The sequence below is a fragment of the Mycolicibacterium aichiense genome, assembly GCF_010726245.1.
Taxonomy (GTDB): domain Bacteria; phylum Actinomycetota; class Actinomycetes; order Mycobacteriales; family Mycobacteriaceae; genus Mycobacterium; species Mycobacterium aichiense.
This window is the reverse complement of record NZ_AP022561.1, coordinates 3,832,575-3,857,405: the sequence shown is the minus strand read 5'-3', so window position 1 is coordinate 3,857,405 and position 24,831 is coordinate 3,832,575. Positions and strand designations below refer to the sequence as shown.

The window sequence follows — 24,831 nt, the reverse complement described above, 5'->3', positions numbered from 1 at the left end:
CGATGGATGTGCAGCGCATCAGCGACGAACTCGAGATCGCCGCGGTGTTGCACCGCTACGCCCGGGCGGTCGACACCCGTGACTGGGATCTGCTGCGGTCCCTGTTCACCGACGACGCCTGTCTCGACTACAGCTCCGTCGGTGGGCCGGCGGCGGGCCGCGACGAGGTCTGTTCGTGGCTGGAGCGCTCGCTGACGGTGATGCCGATGACGCAGCACCTCGTCACCAACATCGAGGCCGCTATCGACGGTGACACTGCAACGGTGCGGGCGATGTTCTACAACCCGATGCTGCTGCCGGGCGCAACTGAGACAAGTGCGTGCGGCGGTTACTACCACCACGTTATGGTCCGCACCGACAGCGGATGGCGCAGCAGGCAGCTGCGTGAGGAGAACCTCTGGTTCGACAATCCGCCGAGTCCGCGCAGGCGAGCGGAGTTGACCGAGGAGGCCGAGACATGAGTGGTGTCATCGTTACCGGAGCCGCGTCGGGGATCGGGCGGGCGTGCGCAGAGGCGCTGATCGCCGACGGACGCCGAGTCGCGTTGTGGGACATCGCCCCGGCGGTGGCGGAGGTGGCCGACGGACTCGGCATGCCCCACAGCGTGATCGACGTCTGCGACGGCGACGCGATGAGCGCTGCCGTCGACGCTGCGGCGACCGCGATGGACGGGATCGACGGACTGGTGCACGCCGCCGGGCGGGTCATTCCCGAACCGGTGGGCGCCTTCACCGAGGAATCGTGGGACGCGGTGCTCGACGTCAACCTGCGCGCCCAGGCGATCCTGTCGCAACTGCTGCTGCCACACCTGCAGGAAGCCGCCCGCGCCGGCGCCGCTCCGGCGATCGTCGGCATCTCGAGCATCGAGGGGCTGACCGCCAACCCGTTCATCCCCGCCTACTGCGCCTCCAAGGCAGGCCTGCTGGGGCTGACCCGATCGATGGCCGCTCAGCTGGGTCCGGAAGGGATCCGGGTCAACGCGGTGTGCCCCGGCTTCATTCGCACCCCGATGCTGCAGATCGCCCTCGACGTCGACGAGGTGCGCGAAGGCTTCGAGGCGGCCGCACCCATCGGCAGGCTGGGAAACCCCGACGAGGTCGCTGCGGCGGTGGCGTTCCTGATGTCGCCGAAAGCGTCGTTCATCACCGGCGCCCACCTGGTGGTCGACGGGGGAGTGACCAGCAGACATCCCTGACGCTGGGATCAGCCCACTCAAGTCCCCACAGCTTGGGACTTACGCCCCTGTCAGATCCTGGGTGGCGCGGCGACAGTGGATGTATGAGCGCGCAGTTTCCCGAGCCCGATACCATTCGGACTGTCCTGAGCCTGGCGATGCGGGCACCGTCGGTGCACAATTCGCAGCCCTGGCACTGGCGGGTCGGGCCCAGCAGCCTGCATCTGTACGCCGACCCCAGCAGGCACCTGCCGAACACCGATCCCGACCGGCGCGACATGCTGGTCAGCTGCGGTGCTGCTCTGCACCATTGCACCGTCGCGCTGGCCGCGCTGGGGTGGCAGGCCAAGATTCGCCGCTTCCCCGATCCGGCCGACAGTGCTCATCTGGCGTCGATCGAGGTCGTGCCGCTCGCGGCCGGTGAACTCGACGTCACGCTGGCAGCCGCGATCACCCGGCGTCGCACAGACCGGCGCACGTTCAGCTCATGGCCGGTACCCGGTGGTGATGTCGCGCTGATGGGTGCGCGCGCCGCACGGGCTGGGGTGATGCTGCGCAAGTTGGACCTGCTGCCGCATCTGACCGAGATCGTCGCCCGATCGGTGTCCCAGCACGCCGCCGATGCCGACTATCTCAGTGAGCTCAGCGCGTGGAGCGGTCGGTACGGATCGCTGGCGGGAGTTCCCGCCCACAACACTCCCGCACCCGACCAGCACGCGACGCTGCCCGCCCGAGTGTTCGCGGGCCCGATCCTGGCGCAGCCGTCGGAAACGCCTGCCGCTGAGGACAACGGCATCCTGCTCGCGCTGGGCACCGAGACCGACGACGACCTGGCCCGCTTGCGCGCCGGCGAGGCGACCAGCCTGGTGCTGCTGTCGGCGACCGCCATGGGACTGGCGACCTGCCCGGTTACCGAGCCGCTGGAGATCGGCGAAACACGAGAAGCGGTGCGCGAAGACGTCTTCGGCACAAGCGGTTACCCGCAGATGTTGGTGCGCATCGGCTGGGCGGCGGTGAACGCCGACCCGCTGCCTGCCACCCCTCGCCGGCCATTCTCGGAAGTGGTCGGCGGGCTCGACAGTCGCGTGGCGTGACAACCCGGAAGGAATATGAAATGTCAACTTCTGCAACGAAATACGACATCATCGTCGGTGTCGACGGATCCCCGGAGTCGAAGGTCGCCGTCGACTGGGCGGCACGCGACGCAGCGTTGCGGGGCGCACAGGTGCACCTGGTGCATGTCCTGAGCTCACCCGCGGTGATGACCTTCCCCGAGGTGCCCGTACCGAGCGGTTACTTTCAGTGGCAGGAGGATTCGGCTCGCGAGATCCTGGCGAGCGCGGCTGAGACCGTCGCGGCCGCCACCAAGGACCTGAAGGTCACCACCGAGATCGTGAGTGGCTCGCCGGTGCCGACGCTGGCCGACCTGTCCAAGGACGCCCAGCTGATCGTGGTCGGATGCCGGGGTCGCGGTGCGCTGGCCCGCAGTCTGCTGGGCTCGGTCAGCACCGGCCTCGTCCACCATGCGCACTGCCCGGTGGCGATCATCCACGACGAAGACACGTTGACGGCGCGCCCGTCGAAGGCCCCGGTGGTCGTCGGCGTGGACGGTTCACCGGCCTCGGAGAAGGCGCTGGAAATCGCGTTCGAGCAAGCCTCGTTGCGAGGAGTGGAACTGGTCGCCGTGCACGCCTGGAGTGACACCGGGGTGTTCGAATTCCCCGGGCTGGACTGGTCGGCGCTGCGATCGATCGCCGAGGAGACACTGGCCGAGCGGTTGGCCGGCTGGCAGGAGCGCTACCCCGATGTTGTGGTGCACCGGCTGGTGGTGGCAGACCGGCCCGCGCAACAGCTCATCGAGCAGTCGGAGTCGGCTCAGCTGACAGTCCTCGGCAGCCACGGACGTGGCGGATTCGCCGGGATGCTGCTGGGGTCGGTCAGCACCGCGGTGGTGCACGGATCTCGGCAGCCGGTGATCGTCGCACGCAGCGGCTAGCCCCAAACACCGCAGAACGCAACGCCTTACGGCAGCGGTGCGCTCCAGCGCAGTACCGTACCGCCGCCTTCGGCGTTGTCGACGGTGAAGTCTCCGCCGACCTCGTACGCTCGGCGGCGGAGGTTGATCAGCCCGCTGGGGTTGACCTCGGCCGGCATGCCGCGACCGTCGTCGGCCACCTCGATCGCCAGCTCGTCCTCCACCCGAACGGTGACGCTGAGTGACTGGGCGTCGGCGTGGCGCACCGCGTTGCTGACCGCTTCGCGAACCACCGCCTCGGCGTGGTCGGCCAGCCCCGCTTCGACCACCGACAGCGGCCCGACGTACTGAATGGCGATCCGCGGCCCCGAACCGGCGAACCCATTGACAGCGTCGTCGAGGCGCTGCCGCAGCTGTGTGGTGGTGCCCACCGACCCGCCGTGCAGGTCGAAGATCGCGGTGCGGATCTCCTGAATGACCTCCTGCAGGTCGTCGACGCTGTTCGTCAGCCGCTGGCGCACTTCGGGCAGTCGGCTGCGCGGAATCGTGCCCTGCAGGGAAAGTCCGATCGCGAACAACCGCTGGATGACGTGGTCGTGCAGGTCGCGGGCGATTCGGTCGCGGTCGGAGAGCACGTCCAACTCGCGCAGATGGCGCTGGGTCGAGGCCAACTGCCAGGCCAGCGTGGCCTGGTCGGCGAACCCCGCCATCATGTCGAGCTGTTCGTGGCTGAACGTCTGCCTGCCGAGGCGCCGCAGGATCACCACCACCCCGGCGACGGTGTCGGTGGTTCGCAACGGCAGCACCAGCGCCGGGCCGATCCCGGGTATCGCGGACAGTTCGTCGCTGATGTCGGTGAACCGCTGCGGTGCCTGTGCGGCGAAGGCGTGGCCGATGACGCTGTCCCGCACGGTGATTGGCGGTAACGATCCTGGTTGGCCGACCTTGCCCGCCGTCTCCACGACCAACAGTTCCTCGACCTGGTCGACGGGCAGCTGAATATCGCTGGGCACCGCGACGAGTACCACGTCCGCCGCCGTGAGTTTGAGCGCCTCGTCGGCGATGAGCCGGAACACCTGGGCCGGGTCCGCGCCACCCAGCAGTTCGGTGCCGATGTCGCGGGTCGCCTCGATCCAGGACTGCCGCGTGCGGGACTGCTCGTAGAGGCGGGCGTTGTCGATCGCGATCCCCGCCGCGGCGGCCAATGCCTCCACCAGGACCTCGTCGTCCTCGCTGAACGGCTGCCCGTCCGCCTTGTCGGTGAGGTACAGGTTGCCGTACACCTCGTCGCGGATGCGCACCGGAACGCCGAGGAAGGTGCGCATCGGCGGGTGATTCGGCGGGAAGCCCACCGACGCCGGATGCTGGGTGATGTTGTCGAGCCGGATCGGTTTCGGCTCGTCGATCAGGTGGCCGAGGACGCCGCGACCGGAGGGCAGCGGGCCGATCAGTTCATGGGTTTCGGCGTCGATGCCCTCGTAGATGAACTCGACGAGCTCATGGTCGTGGCCGCGTACACCCAGTGCCCCGTAGCGGGCGTCGACAAGGTCGATCGCCGTGTGCACGATGGTCTTGAGCGTGACGTCCAATTCCAGACCCGAGGTCACCACCAGCATCGCCTCGACCAGCCCGTCGAGCCGGTCGCGTCCCTCGACGATCTGCTCTACCCGGTCCTGGACCTCGACAAGTAGCTCGCGTAGGCGAAGACCTGACAATGTGTCACGCAACGGCGACGCCGCCTTGCGATTCCCGTTTGGTCCGACACTGTCGGTCACAACCCTCATGTTGCCACCAGAAGGCAACGGCCGCTTCACTCTTGGCTGCGCTGATTGTGGTCGAGCTTCGAGATGAACACTGCGGCTTGGGTGCGACGCTCCATCCCAAGTTTTGCCAGAAGACGCGATACGTAGTTTTTCACCGTCTTCTCGGCAAGAAACATGCGCGCCGCGATTTGCTTGTTCGTCAAGCCCTCGCCAAGTAGGCCGAGCAGGACCCGTTCCTGTTCAGTGAGACCCGATAGGGGATCGGAACGTTCGGCTGCACCGCGCAACTTGGCCATCAGCGCCGCGGCGGCCCGATTGTCGAGCAGCGACCGGCCCGCACCGACATCCTTGATCGCCTCGGCGAGCTCCATACCCTTGATGTCTTTGACCACATAGCCGCTCGCCCCGGCGAGGATGGCGTCGAGCATTGCCTCATCGGAGGTGAACGACGTCAGCATCAGGCACCGCAGATCGGGCATCCGAGAGAGCAGGTCGCGGCACAACTCGATGCCGTTGCCGTCGGGCAACCGCACGTCGAGCACCGCGACGTCGGGATTGAGCGCAGGGATCTGCGCCAGCGCGTGGGCCACCGAACCGGCTTCACCGATGACTTCGAGATCGGGATCGGCGGACAGCAGGTCGATCAGTCCACGGCGAACGACTTCGTGGTCATCGACGAGGAAGACCTTGACCATGGTGCAACGATATCGGGAGTTCGCTGGTCCGTGTCACAACAATCGCTGACGGTCGACGACCAGAACTGAGCAATCGGTGTTGTGCAGGGCCGCCGACCCGGTCGGACCCAGTAATTCCTCGATTCCCCGCGCGTTGCGTGCGCCGACCACGACGAGCTGGATGGATCCGGCGTGTTTGGCCAGATAGTTCAGCACGCTGCCGTGGATCGCGACCGGTCGGGCGTCGAGATCGGGATATTGGTTCTTCCAGTGCGACAGCCGGCGGTCCAGTTGCGCGCGCACCATCCGGTTGCCGTCGGAGACCGCGTGGGAGTCGTGGACGTCGGTGTAGCGCGACTGCCACGAGCCGAGAACCCGCAGCGGAGCGCCCCGCAACCTCGCTTCGGCGACCCCGAATTGCAGGACAGCAGCGCTGTCGGGGGATTCGTCGAGTTCGACGACGATCCAGCCCGGCTCGGGCCCCGCGACGCGATCCTCGCCTCGCACGATCGTGACGGGGCAATGCGCCGCGGTGACCAGCGCGGTGGCCGTCGACCCGATTCGATCGGCGTCGAAGTGCTTGAGCCCGACCTCGCCGACGCAGATCATCGCCGCCACCCGGGAAGCCTCGACCAAAGTGGCGATCGGCCGGCCCTGAAGGATCTCGACTTCGAGCTTGACCTGCCGGCCGGTGGCCTCGACCGCGTCCGCCGCGGAGCGGACCGCCGATTCGGCCCCGGCCAGCAGGCGCGCCTCCTCCTGCGGGTCCACCGGATCTGGGCCGGGCGGGTGGATCGCGTAGACCAGCCGCAGCGGAATATCGCGGCTGACCGCTTCGTCGATCGCCCACAAGGCGGCTCGTACAGCGCCCCGAGAACCGTCGATGCCGACCACGATCGACGGCGGTGTGAACGGTTCGGGCATCAGGGGCTCCCCGGGACGGCGGACTCCATTGTCACCGACGACGACATCAGAGCGAGGTGAAAACGCCGGGCCGCTAACCGGCCGCGGCTTCGATCTCCGACATCGAGGTCGCGAAAAGCTGACTGGCCAGGTTGGACAACGCCCGCGCGACGGCTACCTCGTCGCGCAGTTCCACCGCGTGTTCGGTGCCGGCATCCATCCGGGCGGTCCCCGTACCCACCAGGGCGGTACTGCGCCAGGAGAGTAGAGCGGTGGCCCGGGTGCGGTCGGCATCCTCGTCGACGGCGATCAACACGGCCGAATGCTTGGTCTGGTCGAGATCTTCCATGACGTCCCCCTCAGTCACATCGATCCGACCACGGGGGCCGGCGCCACCGCTAGGGGCCGAAGTCCCGACGGAGTGGGCCGTTCGGCGGCTCAGCGTTTCGGCCTCGGCGGCGCGAGAACTTTCATGACCATGCGCATCGCCGGCTCGGGAACGCGGTCCTTCATGGCGAGTGCGGTCTCGGCGAGACGACCGCGCGCCGGGGTGCCGCGACCGAACAGCCGGTTGAACGGACCGCCCGACGGTTCCAGCTCGACGTGCATCGGCGGACCACCATCGGCGGCGCCGAGCGCCGAGGAGATCACGATCCGCTGGATCTCGCTGGTGCCCTCGAAGATGGTGTACAGCTTGGCGTCCCGGTACCACTTCTCCACCGGATGGTCGCTGATGTAGCCCCAGCCGCCCATGGTCTGAATGGCCCGCTCGGTGGTCTTGACGGCGATCTCACTGGCGGCCAGTTTCGCCATCGAGCCTTCACCGCGCTCGAACGGCACACTGTTGGCAGCCATCCAGGACGCGCGCCAGGTCAACAGCCGGGCGGCGTCGATGCCGGTGGCGAGGTCGGCCAGCGGGAAGGCAATGCCCTGGTTGTCGATGATGGGAGCGCCGAACGCCTCGCGGCGGTTCGCGTAGGCGGTCACGTATTCCAGTGCGGCGCGGGCGATTCCGAGCGCCTGGGCCGCGACCATCGGGCGGGTCTGCTCGAATGTGCCGAGCGTGGCCGAACCGGAGCGCCGCCCGCCGGTGGCCATGGCTTCGCGGGTCTTCGCCAGTTTGTGCTCGAGCTTGTCCTGGCCGCCCAGCAGGTTCGCCCCCGGCACCCGCACACTGTTGAACTTGAGCTCCGCGGTGTGCGACGCCCGGCAGCCGAGCTTGTCGAGTTTTCGGACGAGCTCCAAACCCGGTGTACCACCGGGCACTACGAACAAGGCCTGTCCGCGATGGCCCAATTCTTCGTCGACGACGGCGTTGACGACGTGCACGTTGGCGATGCCACCGTTGCCGATCCACATCTTGTGCCCGTCGATGATCCAGTCATCACCGTCACGACGGGCCCGGGTCCGCAGGTTGCGCACATCGCTGCCACCCTGGGGTTCGGAGATCGCCAATGCCGCGAGCTTCAGATCCCCCGGGGTGCCGAAGCACTCCGGCGCCCAGGTCAGCATCTGCTCGGGGGTGGCGGCCTGCCCGATGGCCGAGAGCGCCAGCGCCGGCATGACCACGGCCAAACCTATTCCCGCGCAACCCCAGAACAGCTCCTCCATGAACATCGGCAGCGACAGGCCGGTCGGATCACCGATCAGGTCGCGGTAGAAGAGCGGACTATAGAACCCTCGCCGGGCGGCTTCCTCGAGCACCGGCCAGGGAAACTCCTGGCGTTTGTCGTAGTCGGCGGCCACCGGCCGGATGCAATTCTCGGCGAACTCGTGCGCGCGGCGAGCGAGATCGTGCTGCGCCGTAGTCGGCGTGAGGTCCAGACCCATCGTGCGTCCCTTCGACGCTTGGGTGATACCTCCGGTACCGCATGATCAAACGTCGGGCCAGGGTGGGAAAAGTTGGAGCCCGGGCTGCCGCGGAGTCGGGTTTCACGGCAGCTCGGGGCTGACTGGGATATCGACCCTCACCCGGCCGGTGTTACTGACGTTTTTTGCCCTGGTTGGCGGGGTAGTCGACCGGGCACGGAGGTGATGTCGATGCCCAAGACAACCAAGCGCGGCGACGCCAAGAAGGGCGAGTTGCCCAGCACTCTGAAGAAATCCGACGCAAAGGCGCAGCGCACGTTCGCCAAGGCGCACGACGCGGCTGCCGAGGAGTACGGCGAGGGCGAGCGGGCCCACCGAGTGGCCTACAGCGCTCTCAAGCACAGCTACGAAAAAGTCGGCGACCACTGGGAGGCCAAGAGCTCCAAGGGACCCTCGGATTCCCGGGCAGAAAGCGGTGGTCCGAATCCCAAAGGCACGAGCGCCGAAGGGGTGGACGCCAACGCGAGCAAGAAGCATCTGCTCGATGTCGCGAGACGACTCGACATCAGCGGACGTTCATCGATGAACAAGGCCGAATTGGTCGACGCGATCATGAAGGCCAATCGCCGCGAGAGCAGCCGCAACCGCTGATCAGCGGTCCCGACGAGGAGTGGCCGGCGTCGGCTCGGAGTCACTGAAGAACTCCAGAAGGTACCGGCTCTCCTCGATCTCGCCGATCGTGCGCCTGGCTTTCCTGCGGGTGATCAGGATGCCGGCGATCGCAAAGGCCCACACGACGTATTGGACGCACCAGGCCAGCCGGAACGATTCGAACGAGTAGCCGCCTGCCGCACCGATGATCACCCCCATCGCCTGCATGACCAGCAGCGAGGCCAGAAAACCGCCCATGTTCACGGCGCCCTGCGCGGTGCCCAGCGTCGAGCGCGGATTGAAGGTGCGGGCGAAATCGAAGCCGACCATGGACCCCGGGCCGCCGAACGAGATCACCACGATCAGGACGACCAGAAGCCAGTGCGGCGCGGCGTGGGGCAGGGCGAGTACGACCGTCCAGATGAGCGCATTGCTGATGACGATGCCCAGCACGATCCACGACCGCCGGTGCGGGTGCCGGCCGGTGATGATCCCGATGAGCACCCCGAAGACAATCGCCGCGACTACCGAGATGGTCAGCAGTGTTCCCGCCTCACCGCGCGAAAGATTTTGCGCCACCGTCAGATACGGAACGCCCCACATCAGGGCGAAGACGGTGACCGAGAACTGGGTGCCCATGTGGGTGAAAAATCCCAACCGGGTGCCCGGGCGCATCCAGATTGTCTTCACGCTGGCCAGCGTCTCGCGCACGCTGATCACCGGGTCGTGGGCGGTGACGCCAGGCGGTGTGTTCTTCACCAGGGCCAGGGTCAGAACCAGAGACAGCACACCGAACGCCGCGACGGCCAAATAGGCCCGGGTCCACCCCGACCCGATGAGTAGCGACAGGAACGGCACCGCCGAAAGCACCTGTCCCAGTTGGCCTGAGATGCCGGTCAGCTGGGTCACCAGCGGGATCTGGCGCGGGGTGAACCAGTGCGGTACCAGCCGCAGGACCGAGATGAACGTGAATGCGTCGCCGAGCCCCACGACTGCGCGGGCGGCGATCGCCGTGGGCAGCGACACCGTCATTGCCAGCACCAGCTGGCCTGCCACCATCAGCGTCGCACCGGTCAGAATCATCTTCTTGGACCCGAAGCGGTCCAGCAGCAGGCCGGCCGGTATCTGTGCGGACGCATAGACGATCACCTGCAGCACGACGAACGTCGACAGCACGCCTGGGCTCGCCGAGAATCGCTTGGCGGCATCCAGCCCGGAGACTCCCATCGTGGTTCGGTCCAGGACGGCCACAATGTAGGCCAACGTTCCTGTCGACCACACAATCCAGGCCCGCACTGTCCGTCACCCTTTCGCCGATCCGCCCCATCAATCATCTCCCGGCGGCGCAAATTGATTCCCGGGCTATACCCGGGTTGAGGCGGGGTCACCGCCGAAGCGTTGCGCCAGCCACACCGGAATGATCGCGAGCAGGGTCAGCGTCGCGGCGACGACGTTGATCACCGGAGCCTGGTTGGGCCGGAACAGGTTGCCGAAGATCCAGATCGGCAACGTCTGCACCGTGGGGCCCGCAGTGAACGTGGTCACCACGATCTCGTCGAAACTGAGCGCGAAGGCCAGGATCGCGCCCGCGACCAGCGCGCCGCGCATCATCGGGAACGTGACATAGCGAAACGTCTGCCAGCCCGAGGCGCCGAGGTCGGCGGATGCGTCCTCCAGACCTGTGCCGAGCCGGCGCAGCCGGGCTTGGGTGTTGTTGAACACGATCACGATGCAGAACGTTGCGTGGCCGACGATCACCGTCGCCAATCCCAGCGTCATCCCCAGCGCCGAGGTGAACGTCGCGTTCAGTGCGATACCGGTGACGATCCCGGGCAGCGTGATCGGCAGCACGACCAGGAAGCTGATGGTCTGTCGCCCGAAGAACTCGTAGCGCTGCACGGCGAACGCGGCCATGCTGCCCAGCACCAGCGCGAGCGCCGTCGCGCACAGGCCCACCACCACCGAGTTGGCCAGGGAATGCCACATGCCGTCGCTGGCCCACGCGTCGGCCCACCATCGCAGCGTGAAACCGCTTGGTGGGAAAGCGAACGTCTTCGACGAGTTGAACGCGTTGAGGACCACAAGGAGCAGGGGAGCGTACAAGAAGACAAGCACGAACAGCGTCCAGATCCGAACCACCCTGCGCACGGTCGGTGACAGCATCAGACGTTCTCCAATGCGCCGGTGCGCCGCATCGCGAGCAGGTAGAGCACGATCGCGGCCAGCGGGATGAGCGACAGTGCGGCCGCCAGCGGCTGGTTGTTGGCGGTCACCAGTTGCCCGTAGATGATGTTGCCCAGCATCTGGGTTTTGCCGCCGACGATCGTCACCGCGATGTAGTCGCCCATCGACAGCGAGAACGTGAAGATCGAACCGGCCGCGATGCCGGGAAACACCAACGGCGCCACGATGGTTCGCAATGTGGTGAGATCCGATGCGCCCAGGTCGGAGCTCGCGTCGATCAGTGGGTCGGGCACCCGCTCGAACGCCGCGAACACCGGGATCACCATGTAGGGCAACCAGAGGTAGGCCAGCGTGAGCACCGTGGCGATCAGCCCGTAGCCCGGTGTGTAGCCGGCCACCCAGTGCAGCGGGCCCTCCGGGGACAGCAACATCCGCCAGGCGTAGGCCTTGACCAGATAGCTTGCCCACAACGGCGTGGTGACAGCGACCACCAGGGCCAGCCGCACGCGCGGTGAGGCGACCTTGGCCATGTACAGACCGAGCGGTACGGCCAACACGATGCAGATCGCGGTGACGCTCAACGCAATTCCGACGGTGCGCAGGGTGGCTGTGCGGAACACCGCGTCGGTGAGGACCCGCACGATGTTGTCACTGGTATAGGAGCGCACCACCGCACCGGTGAAGGTGTCGGTGCTCCAGAAGGCTGAAAGCAGCAGTACACCAAGCGATCCCAGGTAGGCCACCACCAGCCAGGCCAGTGGCGGAACGAGAAGGAAGGCGAGGCGAAGGCGCCGGCTCACCCCGTGGCTCAGCCCTTGATCTGCTGCCACTTGTCGACCCACTCGTTGTAGGCCGTGCAGTTGTCACCGCTGCCGTCCACGCATTGCTTCTGCGGCGTCGTCCAGTAGCTGATCTTCTCCGCGTAGGCGGAATCGGTGGCGTGGTAGGTGTCGCAGAACGTCTTGTCGCTGGTGAACTCGCAGGCCTTGGTCTGCGCCGGGGCCTCACCGAAGTATTCGGCGACCTGAGCGTTGACCTGGGGTGAGGTGATGTAGTCCATCCACTTGTACATGCAATTGGGGTTCTTGGCCTTCGACGAGACCATCCAGGTATCCGACCATCCGGTCGAACCCTCCTTGGGCAGCACGGTGGCGATCTTGACCTTGTTGTCCGACGTGATCATGTTCGCGATCACCTGCCAGGTGGTGCCGATCGCCGAGGTGCCGGACTCGAAGGCCTGCACCGCCTTGGTGTAGTCCGACCAGTACTCGCCGATGTTGGCGTGCTGGGCCTTGAGCAGATCCACCGCGGCATTGAGCTGGTCCTCGGTCAACGAGTACGGATTCTTGATGCCCAGTTCGGGTTTCGTCTTGGACAGGTACAGCGCAGCGTCGGCGATGTAGATGGGGGAGTCATACGCGGTGACCTTGCCCTTGTACTCGGGCGCACCGGGGAACACCGCACCCCAGCTGTCCGGCGCGCCCTTGACGACGTCCGTGTTGTACATCAGCAGGTTGGCACCCCAGCCGTGCGGGATGCCGTACATCTGGCCGTTGACCGAGTTCCACGGCTTGTCCTTGAGGAACGCCGAGATCGTGTCGTAGTTGGGTACCAGCTTGGTGTTGACCGGGGCGACGTCACCGGCGTAGATCAGCCGAAGCGTGGCGTCGCCCGATGCCGAAACACCGTCGTACTGGCCGGTGCGCATCAACTGGACCATCTCGTCGGAGGTGTTACCGATCTTGACGTTGACCTTGCAGCCGGTCTGTTGTTCGAACGGTCCTACCCAGTTGACCTTCGGGTCGTTGGATCCGTTCTCGGCGTAACCGGCCCAGGCGATCAGATTGAGCTGGCCCTCGCCATCGCCGAGGGCTGACAACGGCTCCATCTTGGGCGGTGCGGTGGTACCGCCGCCGCCGGAGTTGTTGGAACTCGAACAGGCGGCGACCAGTGCGGCGCACACGGCGAGCGTGACGCCGAGGCGGCGGGTGGTGGTTCTCATGACGAGCTCCTCTTGTTAGGCGGACAGGGATCGGACGGCGCTGTCTGGCCAGGCCAGGACCACGGTTGCGCCGTGGGAGAGCTCGGTGGAGGCCTCGGCCGACAGCAGGGTCGCGGTCAGGCCGACCCCGGATGCGTCGACGGCCACCCGGGTGATCGGTCCCGCATACACCACCTCGGCGACTTGGGCTGTGACACTGCGCATTCCGGCCGGGACGGCGTCGTCCGGGGTGAGCACGGCGATGCGCTCAGGGCGGATCGCGACGGTGCCGGACCGGCCGACCAGCGCCTCGGCGGTCGCACCGTCGACCACATTGGAGGTGCCGACGAAGTCGGCGACGAACCGGTTTGCCGGATTCTCGTAGACCTCGCGTGCGGCCCCGACCTGTTCGATGCGGCCGTCGTTGAACACCGCGAGCCGGTCACAGAGGGTGAGCGCCTCATCCTGATCGTGGGTGACGATCACGAACGTGATGCCGACCTCGCGCTGAATCGCCTTGAGCTCCACTTGCATCTGCTCGCGCAGCTTGAGGTCCAGCGCGCCCAGCGGTTCGTCGAGCAGCAGCACCTTGGGCCGGCCCACCAGCGCGCGGGCCAGCGCGACCCGCTGCTGCTGGCCGCCGGACAGCTGCTTTGGCTTGCGCGCCGCGTGCCCGGACAGTCGCACCATGTCCAGCGCTGCTGCCGTGCGCTCGCGTCGTTCGGCTTTCGGCACACCCTTGACCTTCAGGCCGTATTCCACGTTCTGGGCGACCGTCATGTGCGGGAACAGCGCGTAGTCCTGGAAGACGGTATTGGTGTCGCGCTTGGCCGGCGGCAGTGCGGTGACGTCGGCGCCGCCCAGGTGGACCGTGCCCGCAGTCGGCTGCTCGAAGCCGGCGATCATCCGCAGCACCGTGGTCTTGCCCGAACCGGACGGGCCGAGGATCGCGAACAGCTCCCCATCGGCAACGGTCAGGTCGGCGCCTTCGACCGCGGTCACGTCGCCGAACACCTTCCGCACCCCGCGCAACTCGATCTGCGGTGCGCGAGAGGAGGCTGGCGGCATGGGGTGGATCCTACGGATTGAGTTGTCCACCCGCAGCGTCATAGTTGACTTCGCCGGTTGCCGAACCTCTGGACCATCGGATTCGCGATCCACACCGCGGAGGCTCAAAGGTGATGCAGCTGTGACCGGTGTCGTTGGTGTGGTCGGTGAGGCAATTGTCATATTCTGAGGCGCGTGTCCATGTCGCGACGCGACGTCCTCAAACTGGCTGCGGCAACGCCGGCCGCCGTCGGTCTCGGGACGCTTGCATCGACCCTCGCTGCGTCCGTCGCGAGTGCCGAGCCGGCCACCGCCGCCACCGGTTCACTCGGCGTACTGCTGGACTACGCGGCCGGCGTCATCAGCGCCAGTGATCTGAAAGCGTCAGGTGCCCTCGGCGCCATCCGGTACGTCTCGGACCGGCGGCCGGGCGGAGACTGGATGCTGGGCAAGCCGATTCAGCTGACCGAGGCCCGCGATCTGTACCAGGCGGGTCTGAAGATCGTGTCCAACTATCAGTTCGGCAAGCAGGCCACCGCGGACTGGCTCGGCGGCCAGCAGGCCGGGCTCATCCACGCCAAGCGGGGCTGGCAGCTGCATACCGCCGCCGGTGGCCCGGTCGCCGCGCCGATCTACGTGTCGATCGACGACGACCCGACCCCGGATCAGTACACAACACAGGTCGCGCCCTACCTACGGGCCTGGGAATCGGTGATCGGACATCAGCGCGTCGGCGTGTACGGGAACTCCAAGGTCATCGACTGGGCCCTGCAGGACGGTCTCGGGTCCTGGTTCTGGCAGCACAACTGGGGCTCCCCGAAGGGCTACACGCACCCCGCCGCGCACCTGCATCAGGTGGAGATCGACAAGCGCACGGTGGCGGGGGTGGGCGTCGACGTGAACAACATCCTGAAGCCACAATTCGGCCAGTGGGACTGAGTCAAGGCGAAAAACTTACCGGCTAGTAAGGATTTGCCAGCAAACTCAACGACGCCATTTTGGTGAACAATTGTGGACTGAAAAACCGAGCAAGTGCTTGGGCGGCGATCTCGTGCGCAGACGCGCGACGGAAAATCGACAGGTAACGATTCGATAACAATCGTGCTTTGAACAGCACTGTTTCGCCTACTCAACCGTAACCACCTGCATGCAGGACGTTTGTCCGCCGATGTCTGGGCGCCTGTTCGGCGCGGTGTTACCCAGCGTGCTGTTACCCGTCCGTAGAACTCGTCAGTAACCAATCTCGGGCGGAAAATAGTGCTGGTTCTTATGCCACTCTTAGTACAGCCGAGATGTCAGCCGGCGCCCTCCAGGGGGAAGCGCGCGGCGGCCGTGATTCGACGGGGAATCGCCCACACAGACATACGAAACGAAGACGCGACGACCGCGACGACGAGCACGACAGGGAGATATACAAGGTGACGATCCACGAGCACGACAGGCTGTCCACGGGCGACGGATCATGGCGCGGGGGCGCCTCGGGGACAACCACGCATGCGCTGGTCGACCGTCTCAACGCCGGTGAGCCGTACGCCGTGGCCTTCGGTGGGCAGGGCAGCGCCTGGCTGGAAACCCTCGAAGAGCTGGTCACCTCGGCCGGGATCGAATCTGAGCTCGCGACGCTGGCCGGCGAGGCTGAACTGCTGCTCGAGCCCGTCGCAGACGAGCTCGTCGTGGTCCGCCCGATCGGCTTCGAGCCGCTGCGCTGGGTGCGCGCGCTGGCCGCTGAGGAACCGGTGCCCTCGGCCAAGCAGCTGACCTCGGCTGCGGTGTCGGTCCCCGGCGTCCTGCTGACTCAGATTGCCGCCACGCGTGCACTGGCGCGTCAGGGCATGGATCTTGCGGCCGCCCCGCCGGTGGCCGTCGCGGGCCACTCCCAGGGCGTGCTGGCCGTCGAGGCGCTGCGTGCCGGTGGCGCCAAGGACGTCCAGTTGCTCGCTCTGGCCCAGCTGATCGGCGCCGCGGGCACGCTGGTTGCCCGTCGTCGCGGCATTTCGGTCCTCGGTGACCGTCCGCCGATGGTGTCGGTGACCAACGCCGAACCGGAACGCATCTACGAACTGCTCGAAGAGTTTGCTCAAGACGTCCGCACCGTGCTGCCGCCGGTGCTGTCGATCCGCAACGGCCGGCGCTCGGTTGTGATCACCGGAACCCCGGAACAGCTGTCCCGATTCGAGCTGTACTGCGAGCAGATCGCCGACGCCGAAGCCGCCGACCGCAAGAACAAGAACCGTGGCGGCGCCGTCTTCGCGCCCGTGTTCGACCCGGTCCAGGTCGAGGTCGGCTTCCACACCCCGCGGCTGGCGGACGGGATCGACATCGTCGGCCGCTGGGCCGCCGCGGTCGGCCTGGATGTCGAGCTGGCGCGCGCCCTGACCGACGCGATTCTGGTGCAGCAGGTCGACTGGGTTGAAGAGGTCACCGCCCTGCATGACGCCGGAGTTCGATGGATTCTCGACCTCGGCCCCGGCGACATCCTCACCAGGCTCACCGCGCCGGTGATCCGCGGCCTCGGCATCGGCATCGTGCCCGCGGCCACCCGCGGCGGTCAGCGCAACCTGTTCACCGTCGGCGCGGTCCCCGAGGTGGCCAAGCCGTGGTCGAGCTACGCGCCCTCGGTGGTCACCCTGCCCAACGGCTCGGTGAAGCTGTCGACCAAGTTCACCCGGCTGACCGGTCGTTCGCCGATCCTGCTGGCGGGCATGACGCCGACCACCGTCGACGCCAAGATCGTCGCCGCTGCCGCCAACGCCGGCCACTGGGCCGAACTGGCCGGTGGCGGCCAGGTCACCGAGGCCATCTTCGACAAGCGTGTCGCGGAGCTCGAGACGCTGCTCGAGCCAGGCCGCGCCATCCAGTTCAATTCGCTGTTCCTGGACCCCTACCTGTGGAAGCTGCAGCTGGGCGGCAAGCGCCTGGTGCAGCGGGCGCGCCAGTCCGGTGCGCCGATCGACGGCGTTGTCGTCAGCGCCGGTATCCCCGAGCTGGAGGAAGCCGTCGACCTGATCGACGAGCTGAACACGGTCGGCATCGCGCACGTCTGCTTCAAGCCGGGCACGGTCGAGCAGATCCGCTCGGTCATCCGGATCGCCGCCGAGGTGCCCACCAAGCCGGTGATCGTCCACATCGAGGGCGGCCGCGCCGGTGGTCACCACTCCTGGGAAGACCTCGACGATCTCCTGCTGAGCACCTACTCCGAGCTGCGCGGCCGCGCCAACATCACGGTCTGCGTCGGTGGCGGCATCGGCACGCCGGAGCGCGCCGCGGAATACCTGTCCGGCCGGTGGTCGGCCGCCTACGGCTACCCGCTGATGCCGATCGACGGCATTCTGGTCGGTACCGCCGCGATGGCCTGCCTGGAGGCGACCACCTCGCCCGCGGTCAAGCAGCTGCTGGTCGACACCGTCGGCACCGATCACTGGGTCGGTGCCGGAAAAGCCGTGAACGGCATGGCTTCCGGGCGCAGCCAGCTGGGCGCCGACATCCACGAGATCGACAATGCCGCCTCCCGCTGCGGCCGTCTGCTCGACGAGGTCGCCGGTGACGCCGAGGCGGTCGCGGCGCGCCGCGAGGAGATCATCGCCGCGATGGCGGTCACCGCCAAGCCGTACTTCGGCGATGTCGGTGAGATGACGTACCTGCAGTGGCTGCAGCGCTTCGTCGAGCTGTCGGTCGGTGACGGCGACACCACGGCCGACACCAAGACCGACGACTCCCCGTGGCTCGACATCACCTGGCGGGACCGCTTCGCCGAGATGCTGCAGCGCGCGGAGGCCCGACTGAACGCGAAGGACACCGGTCCGATCGAGACGCTGTTCGATGCGTCGACGGCCGACGGCGAGTGGCTGCTGGAGAATCCGAGCCAGGCCCTGGAGGCGCTGCAGGCCCGCTATCCCGACGCCGGGTCGGTGCTGTTGCACCCGGCCGATGTGCCGTTCTTCGTGCAGCTGTGCAAGACGCTGGGCAAGCCGGTCAACTTCGTCCCGGTCATCGACAAGGACGTGCGGCGCTGGTGGCGCAGCGACTCGCTGTGGCAGGCCCACGATGCGCGCTACACCGCCGATCAGGTGTGCATCATCCCCGGCACGCAGGCCGTCGCCGGTATCGACCGGGTCGACGAGCCGGTCGGTGATCTGCTCGACCGCTTCGAGCAGGCTGCCGTCGACGAGGTGCTGGCCTCGGGCGCACAGCCCGAACCGGTCGCCGCGCGGCTGCGGGTGCGCACCGACGCGACCGGTCCGCTGGCCATCGTGCTCGATTCGCCCGACGTGCTGTGGGCCGGCCGCACCGCCACCAACCCGGTGCATCGCATCGCGGCCCCGTCGGAGTGGCTGGTGCACGACAACCGTTCGGCCACAAACCATTCCACCGGGGCGCGCCTCGAGGTCACCGCTGACAACCGGGTGGTGCTCAGTGTCCCGCTGTCGGGCACGTGGATCGACATCGCCTTCAGCCTGCCCGCCACCGTGATCGACGGCGGTATGCCGGTCGTGCGCACCGAGGACGCCGCCACCGCCATGCGCGCCGTGCTGGCCATCGCTGCCGGGGTCGACGGCCCCGACGCACTGCCGCCGGTCGCGGGCGGCTCGACCACCGTCACCGTCGGCTGGGATCCCGAGCGGGTCGCCGATCACACCGGCGTCACCGCGACGTTCGGTTCGCCCTTGGCGCCGACGCTGTCGATCGTTCCTGATGCGTTGGTCGGCCGCTGCTGGCCCGCGGTGTTCGCCGCCATCGGCGGTGCGGCCACCGACTCCGGCTTCCCGGTCGTCGAGGGTCTGCTCAGCCTGGTGCACCTGGACCACGCGGCCCGTCTGCTCAAGCCGCTGCCCAAGGAACCGACCCAATTGACCGTTACCGCAACGGCTTCGGTCGCCACCGACACCGAGGTCGGTCGGGTCGTGCCGGTAACGGTGAACGTCACCGACGCCAACGGCATGATCCTGGCGGTCCTCGAGGAGCGCTTCGCGATCCGCGGCCGCACCGGCGCCAAGGCGCTCACCGACCCGGTGCGTGCCGGGGGAGCGGTGTCGGAGAACGCCACGGACACCCCGCGTCGCCGTCGCCGTGACGTCACGATCGGCGCGCCGGTCGACATGCGTCCGTTCGCGGTGGTCTCCGGTGACCACAACCCGATCCACACCGACCAGGCCGCCGCGCTGCTGGCCGGGCTGGAGTCGCCGATCGTGCACGGCATGTGGCTCTCGGCCGCGGCCCAGCACGTGGTGACCGCCACCGACGGAAAGCCCGCCCCGCCGGCCAAGCTGATCGGCTGGACCGCCCGCTTCCTGGGCATGGTCAAGCCCGGCGACGACATCGACTTCCGGGTCGACCGGGTCGGAATCGACCTGGGCGCAGAGGTTTTGGAGGTCACCGCCAAGATCGGCACCGACCTCGTCATGAGCGCCACCGCCCGGTTGGCGGCACCGAAGACGGTGTACGCCTTCCCCGGTCAGGGCATTCAGCACAAGGGCATGGGCATGGAGGTGCGGGCTCGGTCCAAGGCCGCCCGCAAGGTGTGGGACACCGCCGACAAGTTCACCCGCGACACGCTCGGCTTCTCGGTGCTGCACGTGGTCCGGGACAACCCGACCAGCCTGATCGCCTCCGGTGTGCACTACCAGCACCCCGAGGGGGTGCTCTACCTGACGCAGTTCACTCAGGTCGCGATGGCCACCGTCGCCGCCGCGCAGGTCGCCGAGATGCGCGAGCAGGGTGCGTTCGTCGAGGGTGCGATCGCCTGCGGCCACTCGGTGGGTGAATACACCGCGTTGGCATGCGTGTCGGGGGTGTATCCGCTGGAGGCGCTGCTGGAGGTGGTCTTCCACCGCGGCAGCAAGATGCACGACATCGTCCCGCGTGACGAGATGGGCCGTTCCAACTACCGGCTGGCCGCGATCCGGCCGTCGCAGATCGACCTTCCCGATGCCGACGTCACGGAGTTCGTGGCCGAGATCGCCGAGCGCACAGGGGAGTTCCTGCAGATCGTGAACTTCAACCTGCGCGGCTCGCAGTACGCGATCGCCGGCACGGTGCGCGGTCTCGAAGCGCTGGAGGAAGAGGTCGAGCGGCGCCGCGAGATCAGCGGCGGCAAGCGGTCGTTCATCCTGGTTCCCGGCATCGACGTGCCGTTCCACTCGGACGTGCTGCGGGTCGGCGTCGACGATTTCCGTCGTGCGCTGGAACGTGTCATGCCCGCCGATGCCGATCCGGCGTTGCTGATCGGGCGTTACATCCCGAACCTGGTGCCGCGGCCGTTCACGCTGGATCGCGACTTCGTGCAGGAGATCCGGGATCTGGTGCCCGCCGAGCCGCTCGACGAGATCCTCGCCGACTACGACACCTGGCGTAACGAGAAGCCGCACGAGCTGTGCCGCAAGATCGTGATCGAGCTGCTGGCCTGGCAGTTCGCCAGCCCGGTCCGCTGGATCGAGACCCAGGACCTGCTGTTCATCGAAGAGGCGGCCGGCGGTCTCGGTGTCGAGCGCTTCGTCGAGATCGGCGTGAAGTCTGCGCCGACGGTGGCGGGCCTGGCCAGCAACACCCTGAAGTTGCCCGAATACGCCCACAGCACAGTGGAAGTGCTCAACTCCGAGCGTGACGCCGCCGTGCTGTTCGCCAGCGACGAGGACCCGGCGACCGACGACTCCGACGACGAACCGGCCGCAACCGGCGAGGCGCCGGCCGAAGCCGTCGCGGTCGAGGCCGCCCCGGCAGCAGCGCCGGCGGCCGCACCGTCCGGCGGCCCGCGCCCTGACGACATCGGATTCGACGCCGGCGACGCCACATTGGCGCTGATCGCGCTCAGCGCCAAGATGCGCATCGATCAGATCGAGCCGCTCGATTCGATCGAGTCGATCACCGACGGTGCGTCCTCGCGGCGTAACCAGCTGCTGGTCGACCTCGGTTCGGAGCTGAACCTGGGCGCCATCGACGGTGCCGCCGAGGCGGATCTGGCGGCGCTGAAGGGTCAGGTCGCCAAACTGGCGCGCACCTACAAGCCGTTCGGCCCGGTGCTCTCCGATGCGATCAACGATCAGCTGCGCACGATCCTCGGCCCGTCCGGCAAGCGGCCGGCTGTGATCGCCGAACGGGTCAAGAAGACCTGGGAACTCGGCGACGGCTGGGCCAAGCACGTCACCGCCGAACTGGCTCTGGGTACCCGCGAGGGCAGCAGCGTGCGCGGTGGCGCGCTCGGCGGCCTGCACGAGGGTGCGCTGGCCGATGCCGCGGCCGTGGACAAGGCGATCGACGCCGCGGTCACCTCGGTGGCGGCCCGCAAGGGCATCGCGGTGTCGCTGCCGTCGGCCGGCGGTGCCGGCGGCGGTGTGGTCGACTCGGCCGCGCTGACCGAGTTCGCCGAGACGGTGACCGGTCGCGACGGTGTGCTGGCGTCGGCTGCTCGCATGGTGCTGGGCCAGCTCGGCCTGGACACCCCGGTGACGGCCGCTCCCGTCGCCAGCGACGCCGAACTCATCGACCTGGTCACCGCCGAACTGGGCTCGGACTGGCCGCGGCTGGTGGCCCCGGCGTTCGACGCCAAGAAGGCGGTGCTGCTCGACGACCGCTGGGCCAGTGCGCGCGAGGATCTGGTCAAGCTCTGGCTTGCCGACGAGGGCGATATCGACGCCGACTGGCTGACGCTCTCGGAGCGATTCGAAGGTGCGGGCAATGTCGTTGCCACCCAGGCCAACTGGTGGCAGGGGCGGGCTCTGGCGAGCGGACGCAACATCCACGCGTCCCTGTTCGGCCGGATCGCGGCGGGCGCCGAGAACCCTGACAAGGGTCACTACAGCGACGAGGTCGCGGTGGTCACCGGAGCGTCCAAGGGCTCGATCGCCGCGTCGGTGGTGGCAGGCCTGCTCGACGGCGGCGCCACGGTGATCGCGACGACGTCCAAGCTCGACGACGACCGGCTGGCGTTCTACAAGGCGCTCTACCGCGACCACGCTCGCTACGGCGCGTCGCTGTGGGTGGTCCCGGCCAACATGGCCTCGTACTCCGACATCGACGCGCTGGCGTCGTGGGTCGGTAGCGAGCAGACCGAAAGCCTTGGGCCGCAGTCGATTCACCTCAAGGACGCACTGACCCCGACGCTGCTGTTCCCGTTTGCTGCACCGCGGGTGGCCGGCGACCTGTCGGAGGCGGGCTCGCGGTCCGAGATGGAGATGAAGGTCCTGCTGTGGGCCGTCCAGCGGCTGATCGGTGGGCTGTCGTCCATCGGCGCCGAGCGGGACATCGCCTCACGTCTGCACGTGGTGCTGCCCGGTTCACCCAACCGCGGCATGTTCGGCGGTGACGGGGCCTACGGCGAGTCCAAGTCCGCGCTGGATGCGGTGGTCAACCGCTGGAGTGCGGAGACGTCCTGGGCGCAGCGGGTGAGCTTCGCGCACGCGCTGATCGGCTGGACCAAGGGCACCGGCCTGATGGGGCACAACGACGCCATCGTCGGTGCTGTGGAAGAGGCCGGCGTCACCACCTACAGCACCGAAGAGATGGCGGCGATGCTGCTCGACCTGTGCTCGGTGGAGGCCAAGGTCGCCTCGGCCAACGCTCCGCTGAAGGTCGACCTCACCGGTGGACTCGGCGATGTGAAACTCGATATGGCCGAACTGGCTGCCAAGGCACGTGAGGAGATGACCGCCGACGCAGCCGGTTCCGACGACGAGCCGACATCGGGCACCATCGCCGCTCTGCCGTCGCCGCCGCGCGGCTACGTCGCGAACACGCCGCCGGCATGGGCTGACCTCGACGTCGACCCCGCCGACCTGGTGGTCATCGTCGGCGGCGCCGAACTGGGTCCGTACGGCTCGTCGCGTACCCGCTTCGAGATGGAGGTCGACAACGAGTTGTCGGCGGCCGGTGTGCTCGAATTGGCCTGGACCACCGGGCTGATCGGGTGGGAGGACGATCCCAAGCCGGGCTGGTACGACACCGCGACCGGTGAGCTGGTCGACGAGGCCGAGCTGGTGGAGCGTTACCACGACGCCGTTGTGGAGCGTTGCGGCATCCGCGAATTCGTGGATGACGGTGCGATCGATCCCGATCACTCCTCACCGCTGATGGTCAGCGTCTTCTTGGACAAGGACTTCAGCTTCGTGGTGTCCTCGGAGGCCGACGCCCGTGCGTTCGTGGAGTTCGACCCCGAGCACACCGTCGCCCGGCCGGTGCCGGACTCCGGTGACTGGGAGGTGATCCGCAAGGCGGGCACCGAGATTCGCGTACCGCGCAAGACCAAGCTGTCGCGGACGGTGGGGGCGCAGATCCCGACCGGCTTCGACCCGACGGTCTGGGGCATCAGCCCGGACATGGCCAGCTCGATCGACCGGGTGGCGTTGTGGAACATCGTCGCCACCGTCGACGCGTTCCTGTCGTCCGGGTTCACTCCGAACGAGCTGATGCGCTGGGTGCACCCCAGCCTGGTCGCCTCCACTCAGGGCACCGGTATGGGCGGTATGACGTCGATGCAGACGATGTACCACGGCAACCTGATGGGCAAGGCCAAGCCGAACGACATCCTGCAGGAGGTCCTGCCGAACGTCGTTGCCGCGCATGTGATCCAGTCCTACGTGGGCAGCTACGGCTCGATGATCCACCCGGTCGGTGCGTGCGCCACCGCGGCGGTGTCGGTCGAGGAGGGCATGGACAAGATCCGCCTCGGCAAGGCCGAGTTGGTGATCACCGGTGGCTTCGACGACATGACGCTGGAGGCCGTCATCGGCTTCGGTGACATGGCGGCGACCGCCGAGACCGCGACGATGCGGGCCAAGGGCATCAGCGACTCGAAGTTCTCCCGCGCCAACGACCGTCGCCGGCTGGGCTTCCTGGAGGCACAGGGCGGTGGCACCATCCTGCTGGCGCGCGGTGACCTGGCATTGAAGATGGGCCTGCCGGTGCTGGCCGTGGTGGGCTACGCGCAGAGCTTCGGCGACGGCGTGCACACCTCGATCCCGGCTCCCGGTCTCGGCGCGCTGGGCGCCGGGCGCGGCGGCAAGGATTCGCAGCTGGCCCGTTCGCTGGCCAAGCTGGGAGTCGGCGCCGACGACATCGCGGTGATCTCCAAGCACGACACCTCGACGCTGGCCAACGATCCCAACGAGACGGAGCTGCATGAGCGGCTGGCCGACTCGATGGGCCGTGCGCCCGGGGCCCCGCTGTTCATCGTCAGCCAGAAGAGCCTGACCGGTCACGCCAAGGGTGGCGCGGCGGTCTTCCAGATGATGGGGCTCTGCCAGATCCTGCGCGATGGGGTCATCCCGCCGAACCGCAGCCTGGACTGCGTCGACGACGAGCTGGCCTCCTCGGGCCACTTCGTGTGGCCGCGCGAGACCCTACGCCTGGGCGACAAGTTCCCGCTCAAGGCGGGTCTGGTCACGAGCCTCGGCTTCGGTCACGTGTCGGGTCTGGTCGCGCTGGTGCACCCGCAGGCGTTCCTTGCCTCGCTGAGCGAGCAGGAGCGGGCGGACTACACCAAGCGGGCGCACGAGCGGGTGTTGGCAGGTCAGCGGCGACTGGCCTCGGCCATCGCCGGTGGACGGCCGATGTACGAGAAGCCTGCCGATCGCCGGTTCAACCATGACGAGCCGGAGAAGCGCCAGGAGGCCGCCATGCTGCTCGACCCGGCCTCACGGTTGGGCGATGACGACGCCTACGTGCGATAAAGTCGCGCC

Annotated in this window: 17 protein-coding genes; 7 read left to right on the top strand and 10 right to left on the bottom strand. The window is 67.6% G+C overall.

The features are described 5' to 3' along the window. Nucleotides 1-2: 2 nt before the first annotated feature. The 4 genes from G6N32_RS18670 to G6N32_RS18655 all read left to right on the top strand — a co-directional run bounded on the left by G6N32_RS18670 (nucleotide 3) and on the right by G6N32_RS18655 (nucleotide 3,170). Complete coding sequence (locus G6N32_RS18670; RefSeq protein WP_115320857.1) at nucleotides 3-461, top strand: nuclear transport factor 2 family protein; 459 nt, start codon at nucleotides 3-5, stop codon at nucleotides 459-461. After that, on the top strand, nucleotides 458-1,195 hold the full coding sequence (locus G6N32_RS18665; RefSeq protein WP_115320856.1) for an SDR family NAD(P)-dependent oxidoreductase: 738 nt from the start codon (nucleotides 458-460) through the stop codon (nucleotides 1,193-1,195). The genes G6N32_RS18670 and G6N32_RS18665 overlap by 4 nt, the downstream gene beginning before the upstream one ends. An 83-nt stretch (nucleotides 1,196-1,278) precedes the next feature. Next, on the top strand, nucleotides 1,279-2,268 hold the full coding sequence (locus G6N32_RS18660; protein ID WP_115320855.1) for an Acg family FMN-binding oxidoreductase: 990 nt from the start codon (nucleotides 1,279-1,281) through the stop codon (nucleotides 2,266-2,268). Nucleotides 2,269-2,288: 20 nt separating this feature from the next. Further along, nucleotides 2,289-3,170, top strand: coding sequence for a universal stress protein (locus G6N32_RS18655; RefSeq protein ID WP_115321398.1), 882 nt, complete (start codon nucleotides 2,289-2,291; stop codon nucleotides 3,168-3,170). Nucleotides 3,171-3,196: 26 nt separating this feature from the next. Here the strand turns inward: G6N32_RS18655 and G6N32_RS18650 are convergent, their stop codons facing one another. The 5 genes from G6N32_RS18650 to G6N32_RS18630 all read right to left on the bottom strand — a co-directional run bounded on the left by G6N32_RS18650 (nucleotide 3,197) and on the right by G6N32_RS18630 (nucleotide 8,319). Then, nucleotides 3,197-4,933, bottom strand: a complete 1,737-nt coding sequence (locus tag G6N32_RS18650; protein WP_115320854.1) for a GAF domain-containing sensor histidine kinase — start codon at nucleotides 4,931-4,933, stop codon at nucleotides 3,197-3,199. Nucleotides 4,934-4,959: 26 nt separating this feature from the next. Beyond that, complete coding sequence (dosR, locus tag G6N32_RS18645) at nucleotides 4,960-5,607, bottom strand: hypoxia response regulator transcription factor DosR/DevR (protein ID WP_115320853.1); 648 nt, start codon at nucleotides 5,605-5,607, stop codon at nucleotides 4,960-4,962. A 33-nt stretch (nucleotides 5,608-5,640) separates the two neighbouring features. Continuing rightward, nucleotides 5,641-6,510 carry a universal stress protein gene (locus tag G6N32_RS18640; RefSeq protein WP_115320852.1) on the bottom strand — a complete coding sequence of 290 codons (870 nt, stop codon included), beginning with the start codon at nucleotides 6,508-6,510 and terminating at the stop codon, nucleotides 5,641-5,643. A gap of 73 nt (nucleotides 6,511-6,583) precedes the next feature. After that, complete coding sequence (locus G6N32_RS18635) at nucleotides 6,584-6,838, bottom strand: dsRBD fold-containing protein (RefSeq protein WP_197935742.1); 255 nt, start codon at nucleotides 6,836-6,838, stop codon at nucleotides 6,584-6,586. An 89-nt stretch (nucleotides 6,839-6,927) separates the two neighbouring features. After that, the gene (locus tag G6N32_RS18630; RefSeq protein WP_115320851.1) at nucleotides 6,928-8,319 is read right to left on the bottom strand and encodes an acyl-CoA dehydrogenase family protein; all 1,392 of its coding nucleotides are present in this window, start codon (nucleotides 8,317-8,319) and stop codon (nucleotides 6,928-6,930) included. A 210-nt stretch (nucleotides 8,320-8,529) separates the two neighbouring features. On the opposite strand from G6N32_RS18630, the gene G6N32_RS18625 reads away from it, so the two are divergent. After that, nucleotides 8,530-8,949, top strand: coding sequence for a ChaB family protein (locus G6N32_RS18625; RefSeq protein WP_115321396.1), 420 nt, complete (start codon nucleotides 8,530-8,532; stop codon nucleotides 8,947-8,949). Here the strand turns inward: G6N32_RS18625 and G6N32_RS18620 are convergent, their stop codons facing one another. The 5 genes from G6N32_RS18620 to G6N32_RS18600 form a co-directional block, all read right to left on the bottom strand. Then, complete coding sequence (locus G6N32_RS18620) at nucleotides 8,950-10,245, bottom strand: MFS transporter (RefSeq protein WP_115320850.1); 1,296 nt, start codon at nucleotides 10,243-10,245, stop codon at nucleotides 8,950-8,952. 66 nt (nucleotides 10,246-10,311) lie between these two features. Beyond that, nucleotides 10,312-11,112 carry an ABC transporter permease gene (locus G6N32_RS18615; RefSeq protein WP_115320849.1) on the bottom strand — a complete coding sequence of 267 codons (801 nt, stop codon included), beginning with the start codon at nucleotides 11,110-11,112 and terminating at the stop codon, nucleotides 10,312-10,314. Then, nucleotides 11,112-11,963, bottom strand: a complete 852-nt coding sequence (locus tag G6N32_RS18610) for an ABC transporter permease (RefSeq protein ID WP_115320848.1) — start codon at nucleotides 11,961-11,963, stop codon at nucleotides 11,112-11,114. Before G6N32_RS18610 ends, G6N32_RS18615 begins: the two co-directional genes overlap by 1 nt. Next, nucleotides 11,942-13,135, bottom strand: coding sequence for an ABC transporter substrate-binding protein (locus G6N32_RS18605; RefSeq protein WP_115320847.1), 1,194 nt, complete (start codon nucleotides 13,133-13,135; stop codon nucleotides 11,942-11,944). Before G6N32_RS18605 ends, G6N32_RS18610 begins: the two co-directional genes overlap by 22 nt. Nucleotides 13,136-13,150: 15 nt before the next feature. Further along, nucleotides 13,151-14,182: an ABC transporter ATP-binding protein gene (locus tag G6N32_RS18600; RefSeq protein ID WP_115321394.1), complete on the bottom strand. Its 1,032-nt coding sequence runs from the start codon at nucleotides 14,180-14,182 to the stop codon at nucleotides 13,151-13,153. Nucleotides 14,183-14,356: 174 nt separating this feature from the next. Between G6N32_RS18600 and G6N32_RS18595 the strand changes: the two genes are divergently transcribed. Together G6N32_RS18595 and G6N32_RS18590 are read left to right on the top strand one after the other, a co-directional pair. Beyond that, the gene (locus tag G6N32_RS18595; RefSeq protein ID WP_115320846.1) at nucleotides 14,357-15,100 is read left to right on the top strand and encodes a glycoside hydrolase domain-containing protein; all 744 of its coding nucleotides are present in this window, start codon (nucleotides 14,357-14,359) and stop codon (nucleotides 15,098-15,100) included. Nucleotides 15,101-15,579: 479 nt separating this feature from the next. Then, nucleotides 15,580-24,822, top strand: a complete 9,243-nt coding sequence (locus tag G6N32_RS18590) for a type I polyketide synthase (protein ID WP_115320845.1) — start codon at nucleotides 15,580-15,582, stop codon at nucleotides 24,820-24,822. Nucleotides 24,823-24,831 lie beyond the last annotated feature (9 nt).

Coding starts and splice junctions, on each gene's coding strand:
- G6N32_RS18670 (WP_115320857.1), top strand. CDS start 3: ATGGATGTGCAGCGCATCAGCGACGAACTCGAGATCGCCGCGGTGTTG.
- G6N32_RS18665 (WP_115320856.1), top strand. CDS start 458: ATGAGTGGTGTCATCGTTACCGGAGCCGCGTCGGGGATCGGGCGGGCG.
- G6N32_RS18660 (WP_115320855.1), top strand. CDS start 1,279: ATGAGCGCGCAGTTTCCCGAGCCCGATACCATTCGGACTGTCCTGAGC.
- G6N32_RS18655 (WP_115321398.1), top strand. CDS start 2,289: ATGTCAACTTCTGCAACGAAATACGACATCATCGTCGGTGTCGACGGA.
- G6N32_RS18650 (WP_115320854.1), bottom strand. CDS start 4,933: ATGAGGGTTGTGACCGACAGTGTCGGACCAAACGGGAATCGCAAGGCG.
- dosR (WP_115320853.1), bottom strand. CDS start 5,607: ATGGTCAAGGTCTTCCTCGTCGATGACCACGAAGTCGTTCGCCGTGGA.
- G6N32_RS18640 (WP_115320852.1), bottom strand. CDS start 6,510: ATGCCCGAACCGTTCACACCGCCGTCGATCGTGGTCGGCATCGACGGT.
- G6N32_RS18635 (WP_197935742.1), bottom strand. CDS start 6,838: ATGGAAGATCTCGACCAGACCAAGCATTCGGCCGTGTTGATCGCCGTC.
- G6N32_RS18630 (WP_115320851.1), bottom strand. CDS start 8,319: ATGGGTCTGGACCTCACGCCGACTACGGCGCAGCACGATCTCGCTCGC.
- G6N32_RS18625 (WP_115321396.1), top strand. CDS start 8,530: ATGCCCAAGACAACCAAGCGCGGCGACGCCAAGAAGGGCGAGTTGCCC.
- G6N32_RS18615 (WP_115320849.1), bottom strand. CDS start 11,112: ATGCTGTCACCGACCGTGCGCAGGGTGGTTCGGATCTGGACGCTGTTC.
- G6N32_RS18605 (WP_115320847.1), bottom strand. CDS start 13,135: ATGAGAACCACCACCCGCCGCCTCGGCGTCACGCTCGCCGTGTGCGCC.
- G6N32_RS18600 (WP_115321394.1), bottom strand. CDS start 14,182: ATGCCGCCAGCCTCCTCTCGCGCACCGCAGATCGAGTTGCGCGGGGTG.